Genomic DNA, 12,716 nt, shown 5'->3' with positions numbered 1-12,716 from the left:
AACATATACTCTTGCCCGTAAGTCATATTATGGGCAAGATTTAATTATATACTGATGTCTGGAATAGATGATATAGAGATCATAGGTCTCATTGCTGCTACACTTACCACTGCAGCCTTTTTACCCCAAGTATATCAAACTTGGAAAACTAAGGATGTATCAGGGTTGAGCTTACCTATGTTTACAATGTTTTTTGTAGGCATTGTGTTCTGGCTTATTTATGGAGTGCTTAAAGAAAGTCTATCCATCATACTGGCAAATGCTATTACAGTTATCTCCTCATTTTTACTATTATATTTTAAAATCAAATACGGTAAAAACTAGCATTTACATATTGTTAAAAATGGCTGTCTATTTTTAATAATATCACTTTTTACACCCCTGATTTTTAATATTTTATCAGCTTTCATTTTTCACATTTCCGCTACCTTGCCGCAAAAATTTAAGCGATGGTTATAGGGGTACCCACTGAGATTAAAAACAATGAAAACCGAGTGGGCATCACCCCAGGAGGTGTATATGAACTCACAAAACGCGGTCATACCGTATATATTCAAAAGGATGCTGGCGTAAACAGTGGTTTTGTAAACCAGCAATACATAGATGCTGGAGCAAACATACTAGACACCATAGAAGAGGTATATGCAATCGCTCAAATGATTGTAAAGGTTAAGGAGCCCATAGCTCCAGAATACACGCTTATTAAAAAAGACCAGATCGTTTTTACCTACTTTCACTTTGCCTCAAGCGAGCCACTCACAAAAGCAATGATAGCTAGCGGCGCTACCTGTATAGCCTACGAAACGGTAGAAGAAGCAGATAGATCTCTTCCACTGCTTACCCCTATGAGCGAGGTTGCTGGGCGTATGTCTATTCAACAAGGAGCAAGATATCTTGAGAAACCCGTAAAAGGGCGAGGCGTACTACTAGGTGGTGTGCCAGGAGTGAGCCCTGGCAAAGTACTCGTACTGGGCGCAGGCGTGGTGGGTATACAAGCGGCCAAAATGGCTGCAGGTCTAGGCGCACACGTCACCATACTCGATATAAGTATGAAGCGACTACGCTATGTAAATGACATAATGCCACCACACGTAGTAACAGAATTCTCAAACGAATTCAACATAAGAAAACATATCAAAACACACGATTTAATCATAGGAGGCGTTTTGATACCTGGAGCAAAAGCACCTAAGTTAATCACACGTGATATGCTCAAGGAGATGCGACCTGGTACCGTAATAGTAGATGTAGCGGTAGATCAAGGTGGCTGTGTAGAAACCTCAAAACCTACCACACACCAAGATCCCGTTTTTATCATAGATGATGTGGTGCACTATTGTGTTGCAAATATGCCGGGAGCAGTGCCTTACACCTCTACGGTAGCTCTCACAAATGTCACATTACCCTATGTGCTCAAACTAGCAGACAAAGGCTGGAAAACAGCCTGTGCACAAGATGAGGTTCTTAAAAAAGGGGTGAATATTGTTTCCGGAAACGTGGTTTATGAAGAAATCTCTGAGGTTTTTGATATCCCATACACACCACTAGCGATTTAAAAAGGAGGTTGAGTACGCTTTCGCGAAAGCGTAAAACTCTTTATAGACCTATCACTCCACTAAAGCAATAGATCTACCGACTATTGACACGAAAAGGGTAAGAAAATGTCGTTTTATATTTTGGCGTAGTTTATGCGCTATACTTTTGTAACTTTAAAAACGTAAAACAACTAAAAAAATAAACGACTATGCTAGCAGGATCTATGGGTTACTACATTATAGTAGGAGCCATTGCACTCATAAGCGGACTTGTAAGTTCTAAGCTTAAGAGCAAATTCAAACATTATTCTAACCTACAACTACGCAACGGGATGTCTGGCGCAGAGATTGCCGAAAAGATGCTCGCAGATAATGGAATTACAGATGTAAAAGTAATCTCTGTTGCTGGCCAGCTTACAGACCACTATAACCCTAGAGACAAAACGGTAAACTTAAGTGAGGTTGTTTACAGCCAGCGCAATGCCGCAGCGGCTGCCGTGTCTGCCCACGAGGTAGGTCACGCTATACAGCACGCTACAGCATACAGCTTTTTACAAATGAGATCTAAGCTTGTGCCTGTGGTAAATATTGCTTCTAAGATGAGTATGTGGGTAATTATGGGTGGTGTTGCACTTATGGCTACTACTAAGATAGGTGGCACTGTTGCCATTATAGGTCTTGCACTTTATGCAATGGGAACACTCTTTAGCCTTATCACACTGCCTGTAGAGTATGATGCAAGTAATAGAGCACTTGCCTGGCTCAAAGCCGAAAATATGGTAACCCCAGAAGAGTATGATGGTTCAGAGGATGCCCTAAAATGGGCAGCACGCACCTATCTTGTTGCCGCTTTAGGATCACTTGCCACTCTCTTATACTTTGCACTACAAGTTTTTGGAAGTAGAAGATAAAAGACTATATAGTAGTTAATTACTTACTATAACCTGCCACAATGACGCGATAGTCAATCCTGATATGCGCATTGTAAGGTTTGGAATTATTATTGACTAACTTTGTATTACAAATTAGAATAACAATTTAACACGATATAGTTATGGCATTAGAAATCACAGATGCAACATTTGAAGAACAAGTATTAAAAAGCGATAAGCCAGTATTAGTAGACTTTTGGGCTGCTTGGTGTGGACCTTGTCGTATGGTAGGACCAGTTATCGAAGAGATTGCTGGAGAGTACGAAGGTAAAGCTATCGTAGGTAAAGTAGATGTAGATGCAAACCAAGAATTTGCTGCAAAATACGGTGTACGTAACATCCCTACAGTACTTATGTTTAAAAACGGTGAAGTAGTAGGACGTCAAGTAGGTGTTGCTCCAAAGGCTACTTATACAGAAGCAATAGACGGACTTTTATAGTCTCCCCTATTTTAATAAGATTATCAGAAAGGTTTGGCACAGTGCCGAGCCTTTTTGTATTTTTAAAGCATTAGATAGAAGGTGTACGCTTTCGCGAAAGCGTAAAATGCACACTTTACTATTTATGAAATTTATATTGTCTAACACCAATAGATTTTTGCGCAAGCGAAAATGACTAATAGCTGCCAGAGCAGCGATATTTATGGAAAAGAAAATAAAAGTACAAGACGCTATTGACAACCAGTTGCTCAATGATAGAAAGATATTCCTTTGGGGAATGGTAGATGATAAGAGCGCAAAGCACGTTATAGATAGATTACTATATCTTGACGCACAAGGGCACGATGAGATTCAGTTATTTATAAATAGCCCTGGTGGTTATGTAACTTCTGGATTTGCAATGTATGACACTATAAAGATGATTAAGAGCCCAGTCTCTACCATCTGTACAGGTCTAGCTGCTAGTATGGGGTCACTATTACTCTCTGTAGGAGAAAAAGGTCGCCGCTTTATACAGCCACACGCTCGTGTTATGATACACCAGCCTTCTGGAGGAGCTAGAGGTCAAGCATCTGATATAGAAATTACTGCACAAGAAATTGTAAAAACAAAAGAGCTTAGCGCACAGATTCTTGCAGATAACTGTGGGCAAACTTTTGATAAAATAATGAAAGACTTCCAGCGTGATCACTGGATGGGTGCAGATGAGTCTGTAGACTACGGTATCGTAGACGGCGTTTACGAAGGATAAACCCGCTACTCTAATAACACATCGGAACTTGTTCTTCTTTTAGGGCAAGTTCCGATTCATTTAAGAGCATTTCTAACCGCTACACTCGCATAACGATGGATATAAAATCAGAACTTCATAAAACCTCAGGCTTTGGCAATTTAGAGCTACTAGCGCGCCAGGTGGTAGAGGGATTTATATCTGGTATGCATAAGAGTCCTTTTCACGGCTTCTCGGCAGAGTTTGCAGAGCATAAGATTTACAACCCCGGCGAGAGTACAAAACACATAGACTGGAAACTCTATGCAAAGACAGACAGGCTTTATACAAAGCGATATGAAGAAGAAACTAACCTGCGCTGTCACCTTATTGTAGATAATAGTAGTTCTATGCACTATCCTGCTGTAAAAGAGCCTAGCATAACAGAGCTTAACAAGATAAGCTTCTCTGCGCTGGCTAGTGCAGCTATTATGAATCTTATGAAGAAGCAGCGTGATGCTGTGGGAATGAGTATCTATAGTGATACTTATGATTTTTATACAGGAGAAAAAGGTAGCGATAGGCACCACCATATGCTACTAGACCAACTTAATGGTATTATAAATACTACTCGCTCACATAAGGAACAACCTAAAGGCACAGATACTTATAAACACCTTCATCTTATTGCAGAGAAGTTAAAACGTAGGTCTCTGGTTTTTCTTTTTTCTGATATGCTACAAGACGATGTGGAGCAAGAGCAACTTTTTGAAGCCTTACAGCATCTTAAATACAACAAGCACGAAGTAATTTTGTTTCACACCTACAGTAAGGAGAAGGAATATAACTTTGATTTTGACAATAACCCAAAAAAGTTTGTTGATGTAGAAAGTGGAGCATCTATTAATTTATATGCAGATAGTATACGTGATATTTACAAAAGCTCTGTAGAAACTTATTTTAAAACACTGCAAATCAAGTGTGCACAATATAGAATTAAATACATTCCTGCGATTTTAGAAAACGGCTTTAGCCCCATACTGACGACGTTTTTAGTAGAGCGTCAGAAATTTTTATAAAAATTTTAAAAAATTATTTGGTGCAATTAAAAAGGTGTTCTATATTTGCACCCGCAACAGAGCAACGATGAGTTGTTAGTTCTTGACAAAGGAAATGTAGCAAGTAAAATATTGAAGAATTAAGACAACCTCCAAGTCTATAACATAAGGGAACGGTCTGGTAGTTCAGTTGGTTAGAATATCTGCCTGTCACGCAGGGGGTCGCGAGTTCGAGTCTCGTCCAGACCGCATAATTAAGCCCACATTTGTGGGCTTTTTTTTTACAGTGTTGTGTTGGCCACGTCACACGTGGTAAGGGTTTGTAGTTGAATCCGATGAAGAGCTTTTCCTGATTGGAGAGGCTTTTTTTGTTTTCGTTAAGTTCTGGATATAATAAAGCATAAAAAAAGAGCACCCGAAGATACTCTTTAACAAACAAATGCTTTAAGCCCCCCAAAAACTTAAAGCATTACAAGTATATAAGATTGTATTTTCTATACTTTACGGGAATCCACAATTAGAACAATTTTTCTTTTAAATGAGCCCCATATCCTTCACCAGAGCTACGAGATGTATTGCATTATTTGCTCTAAATTGAATTTTCAACTTATTTAGTTTCTTTTCAATAGCACTTACGCTAGAAGGTGATACATTCTTCTCTTTAAGATCTTTACTTATCTCTTCTTGAGAGTAGCCATATGAGAGTAATCTCATAAGTGTAATGTCGTACTCATTTATTTCTAGATTTGCATTATTAGATAACGCCATTGCGACTTTAGGGGAGATATAGCGATTACCCTCAGACACGGTTTTAATTGCGTCCTTAAGCTCTGAAATACCATCCCTACCTTTACACACAAAGGCATCTATATGGACATCATTATAGAGTTGACGTACTCTTTGAAAGCGGTCTTCTACAGAGTAGACTATAACTTTAATCTCGGGGTGTTCTTTTTTGACAACCTCTGCAAGCGCGTCTCCAGAAGAAAATCGCTGCCTTCTATGATCTGCTGTAAAAGACAAGTCGGTTATTAATAAGTCATAAGGTAAATTATCTCTGTCTGCCTTCTTGATTTGTAAATAAGCCTCATCACAATATGTGACCTGTTTTGCTCCATTTATATTTAAACCACTAAGTGTATGCGACACACCTTCATTAATACTGACTAAGTCATCTGCTATTAGAACTTTTTTAAACATTACATCTGGATATTTGCCTGAAAACCTTTATTCTTTTCACTTTCAAATGTAACAGTTCCCTTAAAGGCTTTTATACGGTTTTCCACATTCTGCAAGCCATTTTTATTAGATAGTTCTGACCCTATGCCATTATCCTTATATCTGATTGCAATTTTTTTATGATCTTGATTAAACTCAATGAGTACCAAACTTGCCCTGCCGTGTTTTACTGTATTTGTAATAAGCTCTTGCAAAACTCTATAAATAGCATTCTTCTTCTCGTTAGATATTTGTGCCCATCTCACGCCATCACTATTTCTAGTAACAATATTTAGTGAGTCACATTGATACCCCAGTAAAAGATCACTTAATGTAGTCTGAAAATTTTTACTAGCATCTATTGGACTTGTCTCTCTAGAGATATCTCGTGTTCTATTATAAATACTTTCTAGGTTATCCATAAGACCAGGATCCAGTTCCTTACTGCTCTGCATATGTGCCATTACTTTATAAATATCATTAGATACTTCATCGTGTATTTTTTTAGAAAAACGAGCCTCTGTTTTAAACATCTCCTCCATCCTTTTTTTCTTGTTAAACAGCCTAGAAATAACAAATACAGCAACAGCAAGAAGTATTAAAAAAATGACTAAAAATTGGTAAAATCTATTTTTAGTTTTTTCCTTTTGAGCAACTAGCTCACTCTCCTGAGCTTCATTTTGAAAGACACTGTAGTCATATTTTTGAGCAACATATTTATTTGCCACTTGTTCTTGCACACTCTGCAAACTATCTGACAATTGCTTATAGGCTAAGGCGTCTGTTGTTATACCCGCCTCAATGAGAAGTCCTAAAGCTTCTTTTTTATAAGTGGGACTTCCTAGCGAGTTTGCAATTTCGCTTGCTCCCAATGCGTACTCAGATGCTTTAAGAAGGTTTTCATTATTTCGATAATATTGAGAAAGATGTCTTTTAACAGAAAAGAGGCCTCGCATATAACCTATTGTCTTATTTATATCTTCTGCGCGCTTCATAAAAGATAGCCCTTCGAGAGGATGCAAATGAGACAAATTATAACCGTAATTATCAAGAATAGTAGCCAGATATTTTTTTTCTAATATAGAAGTTGAATCAATTACAAAGGGAGCCAGCAAGTCTACTGCTTTTTGATAGTCTTCACGATCCATATAGATTGAAGCTATATTATTTAAAAGGATTAAACTATCTCTGTTTTTTGAAAGTAAAGGAAGTGTATTCTTGTAATACTTTAATGCATTATCATCATCTCCTAGCCTTCTATAAAGTCTACCTAGACGGTTTCCTAATCTTATTTTGATATCCTCTCTATCTATAGTTTGTGATGCTAGATCAAGAGCCTTATAACTTTCTATAGCAGAGATTTCGCTTTTAAAAAACTCACCCATATTAAAATATCCTAGCGAGATAAGATCAAAAATCTGTGCTCTATAATGTGGATCCTCTTTTTTAGTATTAGATTTTAATTCGTTTTCAAAGAAAACCACACCCTTTTGTATAGATTCTTTACTAGTAGCACCCATAATAGAATTATAGTAGAATGTTGTGCTATCAACCTCCTTAGTCTGGCTATGGGCGTGAGAAGCAAAAATTAAAAGATAAAATAGGGTAAGAAAAAAAATAGGGAAGCTTAGATCGTATTTCTTCATCTCTCAAATATATTATAATTTCTGTATCTGATTTATACTTTACACTGGGAGAGATAAAATAGAAGTTTCTATTTTTTTAGTACTTTTAACATCGTTGTGTTGGCCACGTCACACGTGGTAGGATTTGTAGTTGAATCCGGTGAAGAGCTTTTCCTGTAGGAGAGGCTTTTTTTGTTTACAGCACATTCTAAAAAAGATGAGCGCAAAAGAACTTACTATAATCAAAACCTTGTACAAACTATTGAGCATAAAAAAAGCCACACGGACTGTGTGGCTTTTACTTACTAGCTCCTCAACTAAGACTCGAACTTAGGACCCTCTGATTAACAGTCAGATGCTCTAACCAACTGAGCTATTGAGGAGTGTTACTTTTTGTAAGCGGATGCAAATATAAAGCTTTTTTACAATCATCAAAAAAAAATTGACATTTTTTCGACTTTTTTTAGCGATTTATTTTGCCTTCATAACTTAAGCAAAAACCTATCCCCACAAAATAAATCTACAACTACTTTTTAAACAGCTTTTTACGTGATTACATTATGAATTTCGCGAAAGCGTATCTATTCAAAATGAAAAAATCCCAAGTACAAAAGTTTCTTGGGATTCTTCAAAAATGTTTCTATTTACAACACTTCTAGTAGGAGAACTATTGTTTCCGATTATGAATTCGGGGAAGTCATAGTCGGGTAGTTTTAAATAAAAACAATACACCAACACTTGGTATCAACTATCATTTAGTAGGATTAAATGCTTTGTTTATGAAACAGTCTACTCTGTAAAACTCCTACCTCTTATATCAAAATAACATATGGAGCTAGAAATCAATATGATAGATATAGTTTGTTTCCTATATCTTTGTTATAATCCCTATGAACAAGTCATTTTATATCTTTTTTACCCTATTATCACTTACTACTAGTATTAGTTTTGGGCAATTAGGGTTTTGTTCTGGAGATCTCGGTGCTCCCATCTTTGTAGAAGATTTTGGGACGGGCACTAGTAATGGGCCTGCTTTAAGTACAGATATAACTTCTTATACATATGTAGATAGCGGTCCAGAAGATGGCTTTTATACAATCTCTTCACAAATGCAACAACTAGGCGCATTTCATATAGGGCCAGATCATACTCCTGGTGATACTAATGGAAAAGCGTTTATAGTAAACGCGAGCTTTACAGCAGATCAATTTTATCAAAAAACAATAAGTGGTCTTTGTGAAAATACTTCATATGAGTTTTCTGCATTTTTACAAAACCTCTATAATATCAACTCTGCAGTATGCGGCGGAAACGGTATACCAGTAAATGTAAGGTTTCAAATATGGGATAGTTCTGATACCGTACTTTTAGCCTCAGGAGATACGGGCGACATTGCTGGAACGGCAAATCCTATATGGACCCAATACGGTCTCATCTTTGAAACACAAGCAGGACAAAACGAAGTCATATTAAGGATGATTAATAACGGCAACGGTGGCTGTGGTAATGATCTTGCTATAGACGATATAGTCTTTAGAGCCTGTGGAGATGTAAGCACTATAAGCTCAGATATATCTGGAGAAGAAGACATACTAATATGTAATAATCAGAATTCATTTACCACCACACTCTCTGTTGCTCTAAGCAGTGCCGTTTTTTTACAATGGGAAGTGAGTAATGATGCCATAAACTGGACCCCTATTGCTGGGGCTACAAACGGCTCGTATACTACACCTGTTTTAAACACTACAACTTATTACAGAGTAAATACAGCAACAGATATAGCAAGTATAGGAAACCCACTTTGCTCCTTTTTATCTGAAGCATATTTAATAGACTTTATAGACGCCCCTCAAGCACCTTTGAGCGATGGCAATGTAAATGTGTGTGAAAACCAACCTTTACCACCTATCTCAGTCACTGTAGCTACAGGTGAGGATGTACAATGGTACACCTCAGCTACAAGTACAGAAATAATAGCTACTGGAAATTCTTTTACACCTGCATTACCAGGGATCTACTATGCGCAGTCTTATGTACAGGGAACAGAATGCGGGAGTCTATCACGCACACCAGTAATATTATCACAACTACCAGCACCCGTTGTGACAAATCAGGTAGAGCAACGCAATATTTGTATCAACCAAGAGAGTATCGATCTTAATGCGGGTATTACAAATGTGAGCTACTTATGGAGCACGGGAGCCACCACACCAGATATAACAATCAGCAATGCCGGAACATATAGCGTGACAATGACAAACACTGCTGGCTGTAGTGTCACAAAAACATTTCAAGTAACTGGCATAGCGTCTCCCATCGTAGCAAATATTACAACTCAAGGCGAAAACATTATTATAGATGTTGAAAATGAAGGCAACTGGGAATACTCACTCAATGGCTCAATTTATTATACCCAGCCCATATTTAGAAATCAACCTGGAGGCATTAAAACTATTTTTGTTCGTAATACATCGGGCTGCCTTCCTGTTATTATAACGTACTATCATTATAATATTCCCACGTACTTCACCCCAAATGATGACGGAATCAATGACTACTTTTTATTACCAGACGCCACATACTTTAACACTAGTTTTATACAAGTCTTTAATCGTTATGGTAAGTTAATCGCTAGTGGTAACGGTACCACTTTTACTTGGGGTGGGCGATTTAACGGTAAGTTACTCCCGCCAGATGACTACTGGTACGTAATCGAGATAGATAATAAACGTATAACTGGTCACATATCACTACTTTTATAATACTATCTCTTAAAAATAACATCGTTTAAGCAATGAAAAATCACCTTCTCAAGACTACTCTAGCCCTATTTATTATTATCGCTTTCGCGAAAGCAAAAACAGTAACCGCTCAAACTAGCAATAAACTCTCACCTCAAGAACAGCGTATACTTACCCTAGTAGAAAAAAACTCGGCAGAGAGTATCGCATTTCTAGAAGAGGTAGTAAACATTAATAGCGGAACTCTAAATGTAAAAGGAGTAAAAGAAGTAGGTAATCGCTTCTCTAGCGCATTTACAGACATAGGCTTTAACACAAAGTGGATTGATATGCCCGCCGAAATGGACCGTGCAGGACATCTCTTTGCAACTACAGAGGGTACAAAAGGTAAAAGATTACTACTTATAGGTCATCTTGATACGGTTTTTGAAGAAGACAGCGAGTTTCAAAAATTTGAAATGGTAAACGACACCGTAGCAAAAGGACCCGGAGCAAATGATATGAAAGGGGGTAACGTGGTCGTACTTTATGCGCTCAAAGCTCTAAAACAAGCAGGGATGCTAGACAATGCACAAATCACAGTAGCCTTTACTGGAGATGAAGAAAGCACAGGAAAACCGCTCACTATAAGCCGTAAGGATCTTATAGACGCAGCAAAGAGCTCAGATATTGCCCTTGGTTTTGAAACCTCAACAGGTTTTGATAATGCAACCGTAGCCAGACGTGGCTCATCAAACTGGAATGTAACCGTTACTGGAAAAAGAGCACACTCGAGTGGTATTTTTCGCGAAAGCGTAGGTGCAGGAGCAAATTTTGAACTTGCACGTATTCTCAACGGTTTTTATAACGAAGTAAGAGGTCCAGAATTACTATCCTTTAATCCTGGTATGATGCTGGGAGGCACAAAAATGGATCTTGAAGCAAAACAAAGTAAGGGAAGCATCTTTGGCAAAGGAAATGTAGTAGCACAAACTGCATACGTACAAGGTGGCCTACGCTTTATATCTGAAGAGCAAAAAGAAGAAGCTCGTGATAAAATGAGAGCCATTGTTGCAAATAATTTACCGCAAACAAGCGCTGTGGTCGAGTTTGAAGATAGTTACCCAGCAATGCAGCCTACTCCTCAAAATTATGCGCTTTTAGAAAAATTAAGTCAAGTAAGCCTCGATATGGGAGGGCCAGCTGTGGCAGCATACGACCCTGGAAAACGTGGCGCTGCAGACACCTCTTTTGTCGCAGAATATGTGGCTTGTCTTGACGGTTTAGGCACAATGGGAACAGGAGCACACACGCCAAATGAAACGGTATACATAAACACCATAGAGATGCTTACTAAACGTACCGCATTATTAATTTACAGACTCATAAATGAGAAAAGATAAGTCCGCTTTCGCGAAAGCGTAAATAAATACTTCATACTCAAAAAAGCCACATCACTCTATATTACTAGAAGTTATGTGGCTTTTTAATATTGTAAAAACTAGTATTCTATGAGGCTATTAAATGCTCGTAGTACTTTTTGAGTTTAGCAATTTTGGGATCAATCACGACTCTACAGTAGCCTTGTAATCTGTTTTCGTTGTAGTAATCTTGATGATCTTGCGTAGCCTCATAAAACGTAGGTAACTCAGACACCTCTGTAACTATAGGGTCTTCATAATACTCTTGTACAACTTTTATCACTTGCTCGGCTTGTTCTTTTTGCTCTTCATTGTGATAAAAAATTACAGATCTATATTGTGTACCTCGGTCTGCACCTTGCCTGTTTAACGTGGTAGGGTCGTGCGTAGTCATAAAGACTGTAAGAATCTCTGCATAAGTAATCACAGTAGGGTCATAATCAAATTGTATCACCTCTGCGTGACCCGTAAGACCAGAGCAAATCTCTCTATATGTAGGGTGACCGGGCACGGTCCCTCCAGCATAACCAGAAACTACATTTGTAACTCCTTTGAGACGTTGTACTACCGCCTCTGTACACCAGAAACAGCCACCTCCTACGGTTGCTTGTTGTAAGTTATTCTTCTTCATCTAGGGGTGTGTCTATGCGGTTCCAAATTTTATCTGCTTTGAGCTCAAAAGTGCCTACAAAGTCCCAGTTACATTCCTCTGGCGAGATGAGTGATAAAAAAGGCTCACCTCCTCCTCTCTTGTATAAATGATAAACGGCGCCTACTATAGGCTCAAAAGAAAACTTTGCAGAGTAAATAAGGTTATTATACTCAAACTGCTCCATCATTTTATCATACTGCGCTTTAAGCTCTTTATACTCTGTCTTAAATTGATGGTTAACCTTACTTATATTTGAGTTTTTCCAGGTAGTAACATCATCTGTTACAATGGCTGGAGCACCTAGGTTTGTAGCATATGGAGTTAAGGCAGCATCATACTTCCCTTTTTCTTCATTATATACAACCTGATCTGGTTTTTTCTTTGTCATCTTAAATTATCGTGC

General features: G+C 38.0%; 12 protein-coding genes and 2 tRNA genes. 9 read left to right on the top strand and 5 right to left on the bottom strand.

Annotated elements, in window-relative coordinates; translation table 11 throughout:
* Positions 1–54 precede the first annotated feature (54 nt).
* The 7 genes from MED134_RS10140 (at position 55) to MED134_RS10110 (ending at position 4,923) form a co-directional block, all read left to right on the top strand.
* Positions 55–324, top strand: a complete 270-nt coding sequence (locus MED134_RS10140; RefSeq protein WP_193352751.1) for a SemiSWEET family sugar transporter — start codon at positions 55–57, stop codon at positions 322–324.
* A 125-nt stretch (positions 325–449) separates the two neighbouring features.
* Complete coding sequence (ald, locus tag MED134_RS10135) at positions 450–1,556, top strand: alanine dehydrogenase (protein ID WP_038598554.1); 1,107 nt, start codon at positions 450–452, stop codon at positions 1,554–1,556.
* Between the two features lie 188 nt (positions 1,557–1,744).
* The gene (locus tag MED134_RS10130; protein WP_202807056.1) at positions 1,745–2,446 is read left to right on the top strand and encodes a zinc metallopeptidase; all 702 of its coding nucleotides are present in this window, start codon (positions 1,745–1,747) and stop codon (positions 2,444–2,446) included.
* A 143-nt stretch (positions 2,447–2,589) separates the two neighbouring features.
* On the top strand, positions 2,590–2,907 hold the full coding sequence (trxA, locus tag MED134_RS10125; protein WP_038598552.1) for a thioredoxin: 318 nt from the start codon (positions 2,590–2,592) through the stop codon (positions 2,905–2,907).
* 202 nt (positions 2,908–3,109) lie between these two features.
* A complete protein-coding gene (locus MED134_RS10120) occupies positions 3,110–3,658 on the top strand; it encodes a ClpP family protease (protein ID WP_038598549.1) in 549 nt (182 codons plus the stop codon).
* A 95-nt stretch (positions 3,659–3,753) separates the two neighbouring features.
* On the top strand, positions 3,754–4,695 hold the full coding sequence (locus tag MED134_RS10115) for a DUF58 domain-containing protein (RefSeq protein WP_038598546.1): 942 nt from the start codon (positions 3,754–3,756) through the stop codon (positions 4,693–4,695).
* Between the two features lie 154 nt (positions 4,696–4,849).
* Positions 4,850–4,923 (top strand) — tRNA-Asp (locus MED134_RS10110).
* Positions 4,924–5,208: 285 nt separating this feature from the next.
* On the opposite strand, the gene MED134_RS10105 is transcribed toward MED134_RS10110, so the two are convergent.
* The 3 genes from MED134_RS10105 to MED134_RS10095 form a co-directional block, all read right to left on the bottom strand.
* Positions 5,209–5,874, bottom strand: a complete 666-nt coding sequence (locus tag MED134_RS10105) for a response regulator transcription factor (protein ID WP_038598543.1) — start codon at positions 5,872–5,874, stop codon at positions 5,209–5,211.
* A complete protein-coding gene (locus tag MED134_RS10100) occupies positions 5,874–7,538 on the bottom strand; it encodes an ATP-binding protein (RefSeq protein WP_038598540.1) in 1,665 nt (554 codons plus the stop codon). Before MED134_RS10100 ends, MED134_RS10105 begins: the two co-directional genes overlap by 1 nt.
* Positions 7,539–7,826: 288 nt before the next feature.
* Positions 7,827–7,900, bottom strand: a tRNA-Asn gene (locus tag MED134_RS10095).
* A gap of 507 nt (positions 7,901–8,407) precedes the next feature.
* Here MED134_RS10095 and MED134_RS10090 point away from each other — a divergent pair.
* Both MED134_RS10090 and MED134_RS10085 read left to right on the top strand, forming a co-directional pair.
* The gene (locus MED134_RS10090) at positions 8,408–10,282 is read left to right on the top strand and encodes a T9SS type B sorting domain-containing protein (protein ID WP_038598537.1); all 1,875 of its coding nucleotides are present in this window, start codon (positions 8,408–8,410) and stop codon (positions 10,280–10,282) included.
* A 32-nt stretch (positions 10,283–10,314) separates the two neighbouring features.
* Positions 10,315–11,643, top strand: coding sequence for a M20/M25/M40 family metallo-hydrolase (locus MED134_RS10085; protein WP_038598534.1), 1,329 nt, complete (start codon positions 10,315–10,317; stop codon positions 11,641–11,643).
* A 106-nt stretch (positions 11,644–11,749) separates the two neighbouring features.
* Here MED134_RS10085 and msrA read toward each other — a convergent pair whose 3' ends face one another.
* Complete coding sequence (gene msrA, locus MED134_RS10080; protein ID WP_038598531.1) at positions 11,750–12,292, bottom strand: peptide-methionine (S)-S-oxide reductase MsrA; 543 nt, start codon at positions 12,290–12,292, stop codon at positions 11,750–11,752.
* Positions 12,279–12,701 (bottom strand): DUF2452 domain-containing protein, encoded by a 423-nt coding sequence (locus MED134_RS10075; protein WP_038598528.1) that lies wholly within the window; start codon positions 12,699–12,701, stop codon positions 12,279–12,281. Before MED134_RS10075 ends, msrA begins: the two co-directional genes overlap by 14 nt.
* Between the last annotated feature and the right edge of the window lie 15 nt (positions 12,702–12,716).

Source organism: Dokdonia sp. MED134 (assembly GCF_000152925.2).
GTDB lineage: Bacteria > Bacteroidota > Bacteroidia > Flavobacteriales > Flavobacteriaceae > Dokdonia.
The sequence above is the reverse complement of the archived record's forward strand: the minus strand, read 5'-3'. Positions and strand labels throughout refer to the sequence as shown.